Annotated in this window: 11 protein-coding genes; 5 read left to right on the top strand and 6 right to left on the bottom strand. The window is 74.9% G+C overall.

What is annotated here, in order from left to right; genetic code table 11:
• Positions 1 to 95 precede the first annotated feature (95 nt).
• The 3 genes from IE109_RS10715 to IE109_RS10705 form a co-directional block, all read right to left on the bottom strand.
• Positions 96 to 1,646 (bottom strand): DUF5719 family protein, encoded by a 1,551-nt coding sequence (locus tag IE109_RS10715; RefSeq protein WP_189550539.1) that lies wholly within the window; start codon positions 1,644 to 1,646, stop codon positions 96 to 98.
• Positions 1,643 to 5,377 (bottom strand): glycosyltransferase family 2 protein, encoded by a 3,735-nt coding sequence (locus IE109_RS10710; protein WP_189550538.1) that lies wholly within the window; start codon positions 5,375 to 5,377, stop codon positions 1,643 to 1,645. Before IE109_RS10710 ends, IE109_RS10715 begins: the two co-directional genes overlap by 4 nt.
• Positions 5,378 to 5,950: 573 nt before the next feature.
• Complete coding sequence (locus tag IE109_RS10705) at positions 5,951 to 6,214, bottom strand: WhiB family transcriptional regulator (protein WP_023588371.1); 264 nt, start codon at positions 6,212 to 6,214, stop codon at positions 5,951 to 5,953.
• 684 nt (positions 6,215 to 6,898) lie between these two features.
• Between IE109_RS10705 and IE109_RS10700 the strand changes: the two genes are divergently transcribed.
• The 3 genes from IE109_RS10700 (at position 6,899) to IE109_RS10690 (ending at position 9,728) form a co-directional block, all read left to right on the top strand.
• Positions 6,899 to 7,405, top strand: a complete 507-nt coding sequence (locus tag IE109_RS10700) for a cysteine dioxygenase (protein ID WP_189550537.1) — start codon at positions 6,899 to 6,901, stop codon at positions 7,403 to 7,405.
• Positions 7,406 to 7,470: 65 nt separating this feature from the next.
• Positions 7,471 to 8,427 carry a 2-phospho-L-lactate transferase gene (gene cofD / locus IE109_RS10695; protein ID WP_189550536.1) on the top strand — a complete coding sequence of 319 codons (957 nt, stop codon included), beginning with the start codon at positions 7,471 to 7,473 and terminating at the stop codon, positions 8,425 to 8,427.
• Entirely contained in the window at positions 8,424 to 9,728 is a 1,305-nt protein-coding gene (locus tag IE109_RS10690) for a coenzyme F420-0:L-glutamate ligase (RefSeq protein ID WP_189550535.1), read from the top strand. The genes cofD and IE109_RS10690 overlap by 4 nt, the downstream gene beginning before the upstream one ends.
• A gap of 44 nt (positions 9,729 to 9,772) precedes the next feature.
• Here IE109_RS10690 and IE109_RS10685 read toward each other — a convergent pair whose 3' ends face one another.
• The 3 genes from IE109_RS10685 to IE109_RS10675 form a co-directional block, all read right to left on the bottom strand.
• Entirely contained in the window at positions 9,773 to 10,783 is a 1,011-nt protein-coding gene (locus tag IE109_RS10685) for a DNA-3-methyladenine glycosylase family protein (RefSeq protein ID WP_189550534.1), read from the bottom strand.
• Between the two features lie 300 nt (positions 10,784 to 11,083).
• Positions 11,084 to 12,166: a mannose-1-phosphate guanylyltransferase gene (gene manB, locus IE109_RS10680; RefSeq protein WP_189550533.1), complete on the bottom strand. Its 1,083-nt coding sequence runs from the start codon at positions 12,164 to 12,166 to the stop codon at positions 11,084 to 11,086.
• 109 nt (positions 12,167 to 12,275) lie between these two features.
• A complete protein-coding gene (locus IE109_RS10675) occupies positions 12,276 to 13,676 on the bottom strand; it encodes a peptidoglycan recognition protein family protein (protein ID WP_189550532.1) in 1,401 nt (466 codons plus the stop codon).
• 126 nt (positions 13,677 to 13,802) lie between these two features.
• Here IE109_RS10675 and IE109_RS10670 point away from each other — a divergent pair, with 126 nt between their 5' ends.
• Together IE109_RS10670 and IE109_RS10665 are read left to right on the top strand one after the other, a co-directional pair.
• Positions 13,803 to 14,555 carry a TIGR03089 family protein gene (locus IE109_RS10670; RefSeq protein WP_189550531.1) on the top strand — a complete coding sequence of 251 codons (753 nt, stop codon included), beginning with the start codon at positions 13,803 to 13,805 and terminating at the stop codon, positions 14,553 to 14,555.
• A 359-nt stretch (positions 14,556 to 14,914) separates the two neighbouring features.
• Complete coding sequence (locus IE109_RS10665; RefSeq protein ID WP_308431350.1) at positions 14,915 to 16,171, top strand: LCP family protein; 1,257 nt, start codon at positions 14,915 to 14,917, stop codon at positions 16,169 to 16,171.
• Positions 16,172 to 16,208: the final 37 nt, after the last annotated feature.

Genomic DNA, 16,208 nt, shown 5'->3' with positions numbered 1-16,208 from the left:
GGACCCCCGTGTCCGGGCGGGGCCAGCGGTACGGGCAGGGCCCGCCGGTACGGGCCCGTCCGTACCCCGTGCCGGCGAGATCCGAAAGACACGCCCTAGTCGTCGAGGACGGTCAGGTCCTGCTCCGCCGACGGGACCTCCACCGTGCCCCGGTCGTCGGCGAACGTCTGCACGGTGAACATCGGCAGGCCGTCGTCCGCCTCGGCCAGCGTGCGCGCCGCGTGCACCGGGCCGCCCGAGACGCTCCGCACGGTCAGGGCGTACGAGCCCTTCAGCCCGGCCGGCACCGGCGGCGGGACCGCGAGGGTCGTACCGCTCGGGACCTTGTACGTCTTGGTCACCGGCGTCCCGCCCTCCGTGCCGGCCGACGCGGTGACCTTCACCTCCGCGCTCCCGCCGGGCGCCGTCAACGACAGGGTGGTGCCCTCGGCCCGGTTGTCCGCCACGGTCGCCCGCTCCCCCACCGGCCCGGTCGCCGGGATGAACGCGACCTCCTGGTCGTCGCCCTTGCCACGCACCACGCGCAGCGCGGCGACCACCGGGGTGGCCCGGCCCTTGCGCGCCGGGGTCAGCAGCAGCGACCCCGCCTCGCCTCGGGTGACGTCCTTCAGGTCGACGGCCGCGGTCATGCCCGACTTCACGTGCAGGCTCTCGGCGGCGGCCGGGGTGATCGTGCCGGTCGGGCTCGCGAGCTGGATCCGCAGGTCGGCGTCGTCCTCGCCGGGCGCGTACGCCACCAGCCGGACGGACGTGGCGTCCGCCGGGATGCCGGGCATCACGAGCGACCCGGCCGGGTCGGCCGAGGCGGGCAGCCAGTCGCTGCCCAGCTTCTCGTCGGCGGAGCGCACCACCGCGCCGACCCGCCCGCTGCGGGTGGTGACGTGGACGGTGAGGTCCTCGGCTGCGGGGGCGCTCGTCAGGGTGGACAGCAGGACCGGTACACCGGACCGGGCGGGGACGGTGATGCCCTCGTTGAGCTGCGTCTTCAGGACGCCGCCGGGCCCGTACAACTCGATGTCGACGACGGTGGCGGTGTCGTCGGGGTTGGTCAGGTGGACGTAGTCCGCGCGCTGCTGGACCGTCGAGGCGCCGGGGAACCAGAAGTCCGTGTCCGGCGGGGTGCAGCTGAGGCCGAGCATTCCGCGTCCGCCGCCCGCCGGGACCTTGGTGGTCTGCTGGGTGGTCCAGCCGGGTGCGAGGCGGCCGGAGGCGGCGCCGACCAGGGCCGGGGCGTCACCGCCGTCGGCCTCGGCGGTGACCGGCCGGCCGGGCTGCGTGAGCGCGAGGACGGGCTTGTCGGCGACGGCGGCCCTCTTCGGCGCGTTCGCCTTGCGGGGGTCGGCCGTCGTGACGTCGCCGGTGGCGGCGGACGGCTTGAGCTCCGCCCGGCCGGCGGCCTCGCCCGCGGTCGCACCGGAGCCCGGCGGCCCGCCCGCCGGGGTGAACGACGTGTAGACCGTCTCGGCGACCTGGGAGTTGCTCGGCGCGGGGCACAGCAGGCTGGAGCGTTCGACCGGGAGCCGCGCCGGGGCCTCGGCGGCGGTCGCCGTCCCGCCGCCGTCCGCCGGCGCGGTCAGGGCGCCGTACCCGGTGACCGCGGCGAGGGCGGTGACGGCGGCGGCGAGGGAGAGGGTGGTGCGGTTCACTGGTTGCTGCTCCCGTCGGGACGCTGCTCGTTGTCGTACTCGTAGCCGTAGCCCTGCTGCTGCTCGTACGGGCCCGGCGGGTACGGCTGCTCGTACTGGCCCTGGCCGTACTGCTGGTACTGGCCCTGCTCGTACGGGTTCTGCTCGTACCCGCCCTGCTGGTACTGGCCCTGCTCGTACGGCTGCTGCGGGTACTGGCCGTACTGCGCGTACTGCTGCTGGTGCTCGGGGTACTGCTGGTACGCGTCGGCCGGGTACTGCTGCCCGTCGGCCGGGTGGGCCGCGTACGCCTGGTCGCCGCCACCGGCGTCACCGCCGCCACCGGCCGCGCCGGCGCCGTCGTTCCAGTCGCCGTACGCCGGCTGCTGCGGCACGCCGGGCGCCGCGTACGGATCGGCGTCCGGCACGGGGGCGGGGGCCTGTCGGGTGTCCGCCGCGGCTTCCGCCTCCGCGGCCCCGGCGGCCGCCGCCGCCCGAAGCCTGCGCGCCCGGCGGCCGTCCCCCGCCAGGTCCTCGGCGGTCACGGCGGGCTGCTCCTCCTCGGGCAGGTCGTCGTCCACGTCCCGGCGGCGCCCCGGCAGGGCCAGCACGACAAGCACCACGACCAGGAAGCACTGCGTCCAGATCCAGGCGGTGCGGCCCATGGAGTCCTCATGGGTCAGGTCCAGCCGACCGCCTTCTTCGGGCAGCTCGAAGCCCTGCGCCCAGTCGTCGACGACCGTCTTCTTCAGGGGCTTGCCGTCGATGGTGGCCTGCCAGCCCTCGTCCGCGCGGTCCGCGATGCGCAGGACGCGGCCGGGACCGCCGGGCGGGATCTCGGTGTGCGCCTCGACCGGGCCGGCGGCGACCGGCAGCCGCTCGCCCCTGCCGTCGCCGCCCGGGACGATGGTGGCCCGTGCGACCTGGCGGTCCACCCGCCACAGCGCGCTGCCGTCCAGCTGGCTGAGCCGGGTCAACCCGGGCGTGGCGTCCAGGACGCGGCTCATCTGGCGCGGCGCCCCGTCCCGCACCAGCACGTACCGGATCGCGAAGCCGCTCAGCTCGGCGGTCTGGTCCGCGCCGGAGCCGGCGACCAGGTGGGCGACGACCTCGTCGAGGCGGGGGTCGCCGCCTCCGGCGGCCGTCAGCTCGGCGTCGCCGAGGCGGGCCCCGGAGCCGCGGACCAGGGTGTACGGGACATGCGCGGACGAGGTGCCGCCCAGGACCAGGGTGCGCGGCTGGTCGCGGGTGCCGCTCTCCTCCGCCACGAAGGCCGGCACCTGCACCGGGTCGCGGCGCTCCAGCGGCCCGGCGGCGCCGCCGATCATCCAGCTCGCCGCGGAGACGAGCGGGCCGGCGGCGGCGGCCAGGGCGATCAGTACGGCGACGGGCTGGCGCCAGCCGAAGCTCTGGGAGGCGACACGCGCGCGTCCGCCCTCCGCGCCGAGCATGCCGGCGGCCAGCAGCGCGACGCCGTACACGAGCGTGGCCGGACCGGCCCAGCCGGAGCCGCCGCCGGAGCCGTTGGCCAGTACCGCGAAGACGAGGGCGACCACCGCCGTGACCCATGCCGTACGGATCGCGAACCGCCGCTCGGCGCGCAGCAGGGCGGCGAGCGCCGCCAGGACGAGGCCGATCAGGACCAGGCCGCCGACGGTCCGCGGCCCGCCCGGCGAGACGCCGAGCAGGTCCAGCGGGGACGCCGCCCGCGTACCGGTCTCCATGCCGGCCTCCCTGAAGAGGGCCGCCGGATCGGTGAGCAGCGTCAGGGACCACGGGGCGAGCATCAGCAGCGGTGTGCCGACCGCGGCCAGGAAACGCAGGCCGTACGCGACGAGGTCGTCGCGCCGCAGCGCGAGCACCGCGAGCCCCAGGACGACGGCGAGCGGCCACACGACGGGCGTGAACGCCGTGGTGACGGTCAGCAGGAGGGCGTACGCCCAGGTGGCGCGCCAGCTGCCGCGTCCCTCGCCCCGCAGTCCGTGCGCCGCGACGGCGGCCCGGGCGATCAGCGGCAGCAGGACGGCGAGGACCGCGGTGCCGACCCGGCCGGTCGCGAGGGCTCCGGTCACGGCGGGCAGGAACGCGTACGCGACGGCTCCCCAGGCGCGCAGCAGCCGGGACCGGACGAGCGAGCGGGAGGCGAAGTACGCGGTGATGCCGGCCAGCGGCACCGAGCAGACGAGCAGCACGGTGAGCGCGGGCCCGGTGGAGCCGAGGAACAGGGCGGAGAGAGCGGCGAGGAGCGCGAGGTACGGCGGGGCGGTCTGGGTGCCGCCGGTGCCCAGCGGGTGCCACCCGTCCGCGTACCGGCTCCACAGGTCCCCGGCCCCGTCGGGCGCGGGCAGCAGCGCGCCGCCCGCCAGCGCGCCGCCGCCGAACAGGCCGCGGCAGGCGACCACCGACGCGACCAGCAGCAGCGCGAAGAGGACGGGACCCGGCCTGCGGGCGATCTTCTTCAGGCGGGCGAACTGCTCGATCTCCAGGTAGTCGGCGTCGTCGCCGCCGGGGCCCGACTCGACGGCGCCGTGCCGCGAGCCGCCCGAATCGGCGTCCGCGCCGCCGAGGTCGGACATCACCTGCTCGACGGTGACCCGAACGGTGGCACCGGGCGGGGGGAACAGCGGGCGCAGCTCGGATGCCTCGACGGCCCTGACGCGCCGCCTGCGGCGGGCCGCGACGATCCGCTCCGGCCGCAGCAACGTGCCGAACAGGCCCATCACTTCGTCGACGGCCTGGCCGGGTGCCTTGCCGACGAGGTAGGCGAGCGTACGGAGGAGGGTGCCGACGACGAGGCGGAGCAGGACCCAGGGGAGGGCGATGCCGCGCGCGTTGGCGAGCAGGGTGTAGACGGCGCCCGCCTTGTCGACGCGGTGCGGGCCGGCGACGGAGCGGCCCACGCAGTCGACGGTGCGGCGCTCGCGCGCGGACGCCTCGGCGTGGCGCAGGACGGCGTCGGGCGCGACGAGCACGCGGTGGCCGGCGGAGTGGGCACGCCAGCACAGGTCGACGTCGTCACGCATCAGGGGCAGGCGGCGGTCGAAGCCGCCGAGTTCCTCGAAGACGTCCCGGCGGACGAGCATGCCGGCACTGGAGACGGACAGCACCGAGCGGACCTGGTCGTGCTGGCCCTGGTCCTGCTCGCGCCGGTCCAGTCCGGTCCAGCGCCGGCCGCTGTTGGCGATGGAGACGCCCACTTCGAGGAGCTGCTTGCGGTCGTACCAGCCGCGCAGCTTGGGGCCGATGACCGCCGCGTACTCGTCGCCGTCCGCGACCCGGAGCAGCTCGGCGAGGGCGCCGGGCTCGGGGGCGGCGTCGTCGTGCAGCAGCCAGAGCCACTGGACGGGCTCTCCGTGCGGCAGGTCGGGCAGGTCGTAGGCGTCGTCGTTCCACGTCCGGCTGACCGGGTCCCAGCCGCTGGGCCGCTTCAGGTAGGGCAGTTCCTCGGGCCCGAGGGCGGGCGCGGTGCGGACGGCTTCCGCGACGGCGGCACCGAATCCCGTACGCCGCGCGAGGTGCAGCACCCGTTCGTCGCCGATGGCCTCGGCGACCAGCCGCGCGGAGTCGTCGGCGCTGCCGGTGTCGGCGGCGACGACGTTCTGCACGGGGCGCTCCTGGCCGAGCAGCCCGGCCAGGACGTCCGGCAGCCACCGGGCGCCGTCGTGGGACACGAGCACGGCGGTGACGACGTGCCGCGGGAACTCGGGCTGCTGCGTGGGGGGAGCGGGGGTGAACGCGGCTGTGGCGGACATCGGGTTACGGGCCCTCCGGCCGGGGGTCGCCCGCGGGGGGCGTCGGAGCGTCTCGGACGGAGGCCCACACTAATGGCTGGCACGTCGCCGTTCCGCCGCCTGTGGACAGAGCGCCCACGGTGGCCCGTTCTTTACGTGCGCGTGTGCGTGGTTTGGCCGGCCGGCACCGGTCGCCGACCGAACGCGCCCCCGATGCGCCGCCCCGGGGAGGGGCCGACCGAGTGGGGCGCGAGCCGGCGCCGCAGGCACCGGTGCGTGGCCGTCCGGGCCGGTGCGCGCGCCGGGTGGCGCGAGGTGGCCGCTGGGCGCCGGTGCGGCCCGGGGCCCGGGCGCTGGGGTCGCCGTGCGGCACGCACCGCGGGATCGTGGCGCCGGCGGGCGCGGCAGGCGGGCCGGGCGGCGGTCGGCCGCCGGACCGGCGGGGTGGCCACGCGACGCCCGACGGCGGGCGGGTGCGCGGAGGCCGTCGCCCCGAGGGCGCGGTGCGCGGGCCTGGCGGCGGGTGGGCGCGGGGTGACCGCGCGGAGAGCCGGGGCCGGGGCCGGGGGTGGAGCGCGGCGGTGGCCGACGCCGTCAGACGGCGGCCTTTTTCAGCCGGCGGCGCTCACGCTCCGACAGCCCGCCCCAAATTCCGAATCTCTCATCATTGGCGAGCGCGTATTCGAGGCATTCCGAACGGACTTCGCAGGCGAGGCAGACCTTCTTGGCCTCGCGAGTGGAGCCGCCCTTCTCGGGGAAGAAGGACTCCGGATCGGTCTGGGCGCACAACGCGCGCTCCTGCCAGCCCAGTTCTTCATCCGCGTCCTCGACCAGCAGTTCCTGGAACAACTCGGTCATGTGCGCCCCTCGTCGGTCTTTGCGTCCCCGTGTGGTGGCCGTTTGTCGAATTTTTCGGCCGAACGACACGAGTGAAATTACAAGTGCGGTGCTCCGGGCCAGTCAAGCCGGGATCTGCTATTGGGCCCGGTATTCACTCTGCGGAACCAAGGTTATGCGGAAAGTGTTCAAATCAGCAAAAATGAGACACGCGCCGCCGCCCCGTCGGCACCCTCCCTCTCGCCGCTCTCCAAGGGAGGACGTCCACCACTTCGATCTTGTTGCGATCGAGCCGGTGAAGCGATCCGGATCACAGTCGGATCACGGGACTGCGACGACGTTTGCGCCGGTGGTTGCTGCGGCATGTGTCCGGGCTCCCGGCAGCACAAACCTTTCTCCGGACGGAGCAACCGGATGAGGTGAAACATTGCCGCCAAATCGGGCATTGGGTTGACATACGGAATCGAGCCGGTCACCTTTGATTGCATGCCAGCGACCACAGCGCTCCTCGCGACCCACGCCCGTGGGTCCCTGAGCGCTGCCCGGGCTCTCCAGCCGCTCTGTCGCTGCCGCTGTCGCTGTCGCTGTTCCAGCTGTTGATGCCCTAGCGCTCCAGCGTCTCCCCCCAGCGTCCCGGCTCGGCCCTTCCCGCGTGCACCGCTTCCGGTTTCCGGACCCGTTTCTCTCGAGGAACCCCCGCATCCCATGAACAGCGACAGCGACCTCCAGATCGCCGGCGACATCCTCGCCGTACAGCACCTTCTCCAGCCCGCCAAGGAGCACCCCTCCACCGTGGCCGAGTTCGCCGGCCTGGCCCGCGCCATCGCCGCCGACAGGTCGCAGTGGGCCCACCTCGTCGAGTACGACGCCACCACCCGCTGGTACCACCGGCTGCGCACCGGACCCGGCTACGAAGTCTGGCTGCTGTCCTGGGTGCCCGGTCAGGGCGCAGGTATGCATGATCACGGCGAGTCCTCCGGCGTACTGACCGTCTTGCAGGGCGAACTGACGGAACGTACGGAAAAGGGCGCGCGTGCGCTCACCGCCGGCGCGCAGCGCGTCTTCGCCCCGGGATACGCGCACGACGTGGTCAACGACTCACTCGAACCGGCCGTCAGCCTGCACGTGTACTACCCCGGCCTCACCGACATGCCGATGCACCCCAGCGCCTGCTCCGCGCCCGAGAGCCGGGACGCCGCCGTCACCGCCTGACCGCCTGACCGGCTGACCGGCTGACCGCCTCGGAGCGAGCGGCCATCGGCTGACAGACTGTGCCCATGCGCATTGTGGTTCTGGCCGGCGGCATCGGCGGTGCCCGTTTTCTGCGCGGCCTCAAGCGGGCCGCGCCCGACGCGGACATCACGGTCATCGGCAACACCGGTGATGACATCCATCTGTTCGGGCTGAAGGTCTGCCCCGACCTCGACACCGTGATGTACACCCTGGGCGGGGGCATCGACGAGGAGCGGGGCTGGGGGCGGGCCGACGAGACCTTCCACGTCAAGGGCGAGCTGGCGGCGTACGGAGTGGGGCCCGAGTGGTTCGGGCTCGGCGACCGCGATTTCGCCACCCACATCGTCCGCACCCAGATGCTGGGCGCCGGCTACCCGCTGAGCGCCGTCACCGAGGCGCTGTGCGCCCGCTGGAAGCCGGGCGTGCGGCTGCTGCCCATGTCCGACGACCGGGTCGAGACGCACGTCGCCATCGAGCTGGACGGCGAGCGCAGGGCCGTCCACTTCCAGGAGTACTGGGTCAAGCTGCGCGCCTCCGTGGACGCGCAGGCGGTGGTGCCGGTCGGCGCCGAGCGGGCCGCCCCCGCGCCCGGCGTGCTGGAGGCCATCGGCGAGGCCGACGTCGTACTGTTCCCGCCGTCCAACCCGGTGGTGTCCATCGGCACCATCCTCGCCGTGCCCGGCATCCGGGAGGCGATCGCCGACGCGGGCGTGCCGGTCGTCGGCCTGTCCCCCATCGTCGGGAACGCCCCGGTGCGCGGCATGGCCGACAAGGTGCTCGCCGCGGTGGGCGTCGAGTCCACGGCCTCGGCGGTCGCCCGGCACTACGGCTCCGGGCTGCTGGACGGCTGGCTCGTCGACACGACCGACGCGGACACGGTCGGCGAGGTCGAGACGGCCGGCATCCGGTGCCGGGCGGTGCCGCTGATGATGACCGACGTGGAGGCCGCGGCGGCGATGGCGCGCGAGGCGCTGGCCCTCGCCGAGGAGGTACGCGCGTGACGACCCCCTCGTACCGGGTCTGGGCGCTGCCGGGGCTGCCGGAGGTGCGGCCCGGGGACGACCTCGCCAAGCTGATCGCCGCCACCGAACCGGGGCTGGCCGACGGTGACGTGCTGCTCGTCACCTCCAAGATCGTCAGCAAGGCGGAGGGCCGGATCGTCGCGGCGGGCGACCGCGAGGCGGCGATCGACGCGGAGACGGTACGGGTGGTGGCGCGGCGCGGCCCGCTGCGCATCGTCGAGAACCGTCAGGGCCTGGTCATGGCCGCGGCCGGGGTCGACGCGTCCAACACCCCGGCGGGGACGGTGCTGTTGCTGCCGGAGGACCCCGACGCGTCCGCGCGGGCGATCCGGGACGGACTGCGGGACACGCTCGGCGTGGACGTCGGTGTCGTGGTCACGGACACCTCCGGGCGGCCCTGGCGCAGCGGGGTCACCGATGTGGCGATCGGCGCGGCCGGGGTGCGCGTCCTGGACGACCTGCGCGGCGGCACGGACACGTACGGCAACCCGCTGGTGGCCACCGTGGTCGCCGGCGCGGACGAGCTGGCCGCCGCCGGGGACCTGGTGAAGGGCAAGGCGGCCGGGCTGCCGGTCGCGGTGGTGCGGGGCCTCGCGCACCTGGTCGTCTCCGGGGACGCCGACCGGGGCGCCCGAGCGCTGGTGCGGGACGCGGCGGACGACATGTTCCGGCTCGGCACGTCGGAGGCGGTGCGGGAGGCGGTCACGCTGCGGCGCACGGTGCGGGAGTTCACGGACGACCCCGTGGACCCCGGCGCGGTGCGACGGGCGGTGGCGGCCGCGCTGACGGCGCCCGCGCCGCACCACACCACGCCGTGGCGGTTCGTGCTGCTGGAGTCGGCGGGGTCGCGGGTGCGGCTGCTGGACGCGATGCGCGACGCGTGGGTCGCGGACCTGCGGGCCGACGGGTTCGGCGAGGACGCCGTCGCGCGCCGGGTGCGCCGCGGGGACGTCCTGCGGCGCGCGCCGTACCTGGTGGTGCCGTGCCTGGTCATGGACGGTTCGCACCACTACGGGGACGCGCGGCGGGACGCGGCGGAGCGGGAGATGTTCGTGGTCGCGGCCGGGGCCGGCGTACAGAACTTCCTGGTGGCCCTGGCCGGTGAGCGGCTGGGGTCGGCGTGGGTGTCGTCGACGATGTTCTGCCGGGACGTCGTACGGGACGTGCTGGACCTGCCGGCGCACTGGGACCCCATGGGCGCGGTGGCGGTCGGGCGGCCGGCGGGCGTGCCGGGGCCGAGGCCGGCGCGCGAGGCGGCCGGTTTCGTCGAGGTGCGGTGACCTCGCCCTGACGGCGCTGTGCCGGTACGGGGGCGGCCGGCCGGTCAGAGCGCCGCGATGTCGCCGGGGGTGAACCGGGGGCCGTGGCGGGGCGGGATGCGGCCGCTGAGGAGGATGAGGCGGGCGGCGCGGTGGCGCTGGCCCGCGTAGGGGGCCAGGAGTTCCAGCATCTCGTCGTCGTCGGCGTCCCGGTGCCCGGCCAGGGCGTGGCCGACGATGCTCGGCAGGTGGTAGTCGCCGGTGGTGACCGCGTCCGGGGCGCCGTTGCTCCGCTGGACGGTCTCGGCGGACGTCCAGGGGCCGATGCCCGGGACGAGTTCGAGGCGCCGCCGGGCCTGCTCGGGCTCCATCGCGGCGGCCTCCTCCAGGCGGCGGGCCACCCGCACGGCGCGCATGACCGTGTCGGAGCGCTTGGCGTCCACGCCCGCGCGGTGCCACTCCCAGGACGGGATCAGCGCCCAGGTGCGCGGCTCGGGCACCACGTACAAGCGGTCGTCCGGGCCCGGTGCCGGCTCGCCGAACCGGCGCACGAGCAGCCGCCACGCCCGGTACGCCTCGTCCGTCGTGACCTTCTGCTCCAGGATCGAGGGGATCAGCGACTCCATCACCAGCCCGGTGCGGGTCAGCCGCAGCCCCGGGCGGCGCCGCTCCGTGACGGCCAGCAGCCGGTGGCGCGGGGTGAACGCGGACGGGTCGTCCTCCGCGCCCAGGAGCGCCGGGAGCCGGTCCAGGAGCCACTCCGCGCCGGCGCCCCACGCCTCCGCCCGGACGGTTCCGCCGCCGGCCGCCACCCGGAGCGTGCCGGGGCCCGCCGGGGTACGGCTGGTGCGCCACACGGAGCCGTCGGGCGCCGTGCGGAACGTGGGATCGGCCGGGCCGCGCCGCAGCGGCCCCAGGACGAGCCCGAGGTCCAGCGGGAACGGGGGCGTCCAGGTCCGGGTGCGCGGCGTGACGGAGGCGGCCGGAGCGGCCGGGGCCGACCGGGCGGCGGGTATGGCGACGTGCCCGCCGCGCACGCTGGTGCGGGTCGGGCGCGGGGCGTAACGGCCTGCCACGGAAGTACGGTCCTCGGAGTCGGGGGCTGCCCCTGTCGGGGTCCTACGAGGGTAAGCCCCCGCACGCGCCGCCGCCCTCCGGGCCGACGACCGACCCGGACCGGGACCCGCCGGGCCGGCCCCTACCCGGACCGGGACCCGCCGGGGTGAGGCCCGCGCCGGGGCGGGAACCACCGAAGCCGGGCCGCACAGGCCGCCGCTCCTAGGCCGGGACCCGCCGGGCCGGCACCCTCCACCATGCGCCGCCGCTCCGGCGCCGGGACCCGCACACGCCGGACGGGCCGGCGGGGCGCGTGGGTGCTACTGGTCGGACGAGAAGCGGACCGCGCCGTCCGGGAGCCGGGCCCCGCACCACACGCGGACGCCGTCCCGCAGCTCGTTGTCGGCGCCCACGTGCGCGCCGTCGCCGATGACCGCGCCGTGCAGGACGGTCCGGGCGCCGACCCGCGCGCCCTGGCCGATCAGCGAGTCGGTGACCACCGCGCCGGCTTCGACCACCGCGCCGTCCAGGACGGCGCTGCCGTCGACGCGGGCGCCCTCGCCGACCGTCGCACCGGCGCCGATGACCGTGCCGCCCGTGAGCTTGGCGTCCTCGGCGACGGAGGCGCCGTCGAGGACCAGCCGGTCGCCGCGGCGGCCCGGCACGGCCGGCGACGGGGCGCGGCCCATCACCAGGTCGGCGGAGCCGCGCACGAACGCCTGCGGGGTGCCGAGGTCCAGCCAGTACGTGGAGTCGACCATGCCCTGAAGGTGGGCGCCCGCCGCCAGCAGGCCGGGGAACGTCTCGCGTTCGACCGAGACGGGGCGGCCCGCCGGGATGGTGTCGATGACCGAGCGGCGGAAGACGTACGCACCGGCGTTGATCTGGTCGGTGACGATCTCCTCGGGCGTCTGGGGCTTCTCCAGGAACGCCGTGACGCGGCCGGTGGCGTCCGTCGGCACCAGACCGAACGCGCGCGGGTCCTCGACCCGGGTGAGGTGGAGCGAGACGTCGGCGCCTGACGTCTCGTGGGTGTCCACCAGGGCCCGGATGTCCAGGCCGGTGAGGATGTCGCCGTTGAAGATCAGCACCGGCTCGTCCGGCCCGGAGCGCAGCCGGGAGGCGACGTTGCGGATCGCCCCGCCCGTGCCGAGCGGCTCGCGTTCGGTGACGTACTCGATGTGCAGGCCGAGCGACGACCCGTCGCCGAAGTAGGGCTCGAACACCTCGGCGAGGTACGAGGTCGCCAGCACGATGTGCTCGACGCCCGCCGCCCGCGCGCGGGCCAGCTGGTGCGTGAGGAACGGGACACCCGCCGCCGGGACCATCGGCTTCGGTGTGTTGACCGTCATCGGACGCAGCCGGGTGCCCTTGCCACCGACCAGGAGGATCGCTTCTGTCACCTGTCGTCTCTGCTTCCTGCTGGGTCCGGTCGATGGGCCACATCGGTCATATGACCGATACGACCGGACAGTGTATGCAGACCGTTCGGTACAGCCGTCCCGGTCGTCGTCACCGGCCCTGGTACTTGGCCGCCGCGCTGCGGACGGTGCCGAGCTTGCCGTACAGCCGCGCGCCGGGGCACTCCGTCGAAAAGCCGTCCCGGTGCCCGGAGATGGCGTTGAGCTTGACTTTCGCGCCCTTCTTGTACCGGTTCCCGCCACCCGAGGTCAGGGTGGACTTCCCCCGCGGATCCTTTCCGTACAGCCCGAGCTTCCACGCCGTCAGCCGCGCGACGGCGGTCACCGCCGACGAGGGCGGGGTGGACTGACTGTACGTGCCCAGGACCGCGATGCCCATGCTGTTGGTGTTGAAGCCCCTGGTGTGGGCGCCCAGCACCGCCTTGGCCACGCCTCCCGCACGGCCTTCGTAGATGTTTCCGCACTTGTCGACGGCGAAGTTGTAGCCGAAGTCACGCCATCCGCTGCTCTTGACGTGGTAGCGGTAGATACTGCGCAGAACGGACGGAGCCTGCTTGCACGAGTAGTTGTTGCCGGTGGCGCTGTGGTGGACGAACGCCACCTGGACGGACTTGGTGTAGACGAAGTTGCGCTCGCGCAACCGCTCGTCGGCGCCCCACCCCTTGCGGGTGACGATGCGGGGGCGGGGCCCGATGTACGGCTTGGCGGTCACGGCCTCCTCGCCGAACCGGTCGGCGTACGCGGTCTCCGTCTCCTCCTTGGTGAGTTCGGGGATCTCGGTCGCGCCGAGCGGCACGAGTTCGGCGTTGACCGCCGAGGCGGCCGACTCCTCGGGCGTCAGGGCCGGGACGGGGACCTGGCCGGAGGTGGTGCCGGTGTCGTTGCCCTCGGGGATCTCGGGGCCCTGGGCGGTGTCCTCGCTGGCGGGCTCACTGGCGGGCTCGTCGCCGGGGTCGACCAGCTCGATGCGCATGCCGCGCGGCAGCGGGGCGGGAGAGGCGCCCGCGCGCGGGGCCTCGGCCCGTACGCGCACCTCGACGCCGTCCGAGGCGCCGACCCACAGGGGGGCGGTGGAGCCGCGGACCGTGCCCGAGTCGCGTTCGGGCGTGCCGGGGTCGGCGGCGTGGTCGTCGTTGTGGGTCTCGACGGACTGCCAGCCGGACCAGGCGCCGGTGCCCGAGGCACGGGTACGGACCTGGACGGAGCCGTGCAGTTCCGCGTCCGGGTCGTCCCAGACCACGCCGACCAGTGAGAAGGGGCGGACGTCCCGCCGGGTGAGCCCCTGGAGCGCGGCACCGGTCGCCCGGTCGGCGGGCAGCGTCCGGAGCGGAAGCGACTGGGTGGAGCCCGGGACGGCCACCTCGGCGGGAAGGGAGGCGGAGGCGGGGATGGAGACGGAGGTGGTGACGGAGGTCGCGGGGGCGGCGCTCGCGGGGAGCGCGAGGGCCGCGGAGCACGCGACGCCGATCGAGGTTGCAAGGAAGGCACGCATGGGGCGATCCTCGGCGGCCCGGACGCACCCCGCTCGGCGGGAAACTGACGGCCCATCGGTCCGACCGGTGGACCCCGTCACCGGTACGGCCGACCCAGCCCGGCCCGCGCGCGTACCCTGGCGCGCGTGAATGCCAGCGACCGTACCCCCGCCGACCTGCTGCGATCCGCCCTCGCCTCGGACGCGGCCCGCCCCTTGGTCACCTACTACGACGACGCCACCGGTGAGCGCGTCGAATTGTCGGTGGCCACCTTCGCCAATTGGGTGGCCAAGACGGCCAACCTCCTCCAGGACGGGCTGTCCGCCGAGCCGGGCGAGCGCGTCGCGCTGCTGCTGCCGGCGCACTGGCAGACCGCCGTCTGGCTGGTGGCCTGCTCCTCCGTGGGGGTCGTCGCCGACCTCGGCGGTGACCCCGCGGCCGCCGACCACGTGGTCGCCGGGCCCGACCGGCTGGAAGAGGGGCTGGCCTGCCGGGGTGAGCGTCTCGCGCTGTCCCTGGCGCCGCTGGGGCGCCGCTTCCCGTCGCCGCCGGCCGGGTACGACGACTACGCGGTGGAGGTGCCGACGCAGGGCGATGTGTTCGCCCCGTACGTCCCGGTGGACCCCGCGGCCCCGGCGCTCGCGGTGGGCGGTACGGAGCTGAGCGGCGCCGAGCTGGTGGACCTGGCCCGCGAGGACGCGCGGCGGCTGGGCCTGGCGGGCGGGGCGCGGCTGCTGTCGGCGCTGCCGTACGACACGTGGGAGGGGCTGTCGGCGGGGCTGTACGCGCCGCTGGCGGCCGGCGCGTCCGTCGTGCTGTGCCGGAACCTGGAGGAGCTGTCGCCGGAGGGGCTCGCGAAGCGGGTCGAGAGCGAGCGGATCACCAGCACGCTGGTGTGAAGTCCACCCGTCCGGCGCACCGCGCGCCGGGTCCCCCGGGTGCGGGCGCCGTCCGCGATGGATGATCGTCACACCACCCCTGGGCCTCGTGCGAAGGACGGACGGCAGACGTGACGGACAGCGCTGGTACGCCCCCGGAGCCGGACCCCCCAGCAGGGGCGTCCGGTCCCGGCACCCCAGCCGGTGACGCCCCGTCCGGCCGGCCGGCGGACGGCGGCTCCCCCACGCCCAGGGGCGGCGGAGGCAGGAAGCGCCGCCGGCAGGGGGCGCGCCGCGCCGGAAGCGGCCGGCACGGAAGCGGCCGGGACTGGAGCGCGACGCGCCCCTCGGCACCGGCCCCCGCACCCGGTTCCACCCCGGTGTCCGGCCCCGCGCCCGACCCCGCTCCGGAGCACCGCGGCACCACGGGCCCGGCGGGCTCCACCGGCCCCGACGGCCCCACCGCCCCCGTCCTCCCCGCCCCCGTCCCGGTCCGGATCACCCACCGCACCGGGTTCCGGCCACGCGGCCTGCGGGTCGTCGCGTTCCTGGGCGCGGTCGCCGTGCTGGCGGCGTCCGGCGCCGGATGGTGGCTGTACAAGAAGCTCGACGAGAACATCACCACCGACTCCTCCGCCGCCGCGGAGCTGGAGCGGTACGAGCGGGAGCGCCCCAGCTCCCTCGTGCGGGACGCGCGGAACATCCTGCTGATCGGGTCCGACACCCGCGCCGGCAGCGGCAACGCCCAGTACGGGCGCGACAAGGGCACCCAGCGTTCCGACACGACCATCCTGCTGCACCTGGCGGCCCGGGGGCGGGGTGTGACGGCGGTGTCCGTGCCGCGCGACCTGATGGTGCGCATCCCGAGCTGCCGCAAGCCCGACGGTTCCCGCACGGTCCCGATGTTCGCCCAGTTCAACTTCGCGTTCGAGTTCGGCGGCACCGCCTGCACGGTCCGGACGCTGGAGAAGCTGACCGGCATCCGCGTCGACCACCATGTGGTGATCGATTTCCGGGGCTTCAAGGACATGGTGAACGCGGTCGGCGGTGTGCGGGTCTGCGTCACCCGGCCGATCGACGACCCCGACGCGCAGGTGACGCTGAAGCCGGGCGCCCGCACGCTCAACGGCGAGCAGGCCCTCGGGTACGTCAGGGCCCGCAAGTCCCTCGGCAACGGCAGTGACACCGAACGCATGGACCGCCAGCAGCAGTTCCTCGGCGCGCTCGTCAACAAGGTGCAGAGCAACGGCGTGCTGCTCAACCCGGCGCGCCTCTACCCGGTGCTGGACGCGGCCACCCGGTCGGTCACCACGGACCCGGGCCTGGACTCGCTGAAGGACCTGTACGACCTGTCGCGCGCGATGCGCAGCGTACCGGCGGAAAAGGTGCATTTCCTGACGATTCCTCGGCGACCGTATCGGAACGACGCGAACCGCGACGAACTCGTACAACCCCGAGCGAACAGCTTGTTCAAGCGACTGCGCGACGACAAACCCGTCGCGGTCGTGCCCGGGGACGGGCAGCACGAGCCGGGTGGCGAGGAACCGGCGGAATCGAGCAGGCGCAAGAGGGATGCGAGCCCTTCCTCGACACCCACCTTCACGGGGACGAACGCCGCCGTCGGCGCCTGCCGGTAGCGCCCCCGGACGGAGCCTGCGAGTAAAGCGCAGGCCA

This window comes from Streptomyces lavendofoliae, from assembly GCF_014649735.1.
Lineage (GTDB): Bacteria > Actinomycetota > Actinomycetes > Streptomycetales > Streptomycetaceae > Streptomyces > Streptomyces lavendofoliae.
Note: the sequence above shows the minus strand (reverse complement) of the source record. Positions and strands in the feature narration are given on the sequence as shown.

Coding starts and splice junctions, on each gene's coding strand:
- IE109_RS10710 (WP_189550538.1), bottom strand. CDS start 5,377: ATGTCCGCCACAGCCGCGTTCACCCCCGCTCCCCCCACGCAGCAGCCC.
- IE109_RS10705 (WP_023588371.1), bottom strand. CDS start 6,214: ATGACCGAGTTGTTCCAGGAACTGCTGGTCGAGGACGCGGATGAAGAA.
- IE109_RS10700 (WP_189550537.1), top strand. CDS start 6,899: ATGAACAGCGACAGCGACCTCCAGATCGCCGGCGACATCCTCGCCGTA.
- cofD (WP_189550536.1), top strand. CDS start 7,471: ATGCGCATTGTGGTTCTGGCCGGCGGCATCGGCGGTGCCCGTTTTCTG.
- IE109_RS10675 (WP_189550532.1), bottom strand. CDS start 13,676: ATGCGTGCCTTCCTTGCAACCTCGATCGGCGTCGCGTGCTCCGCGGCC.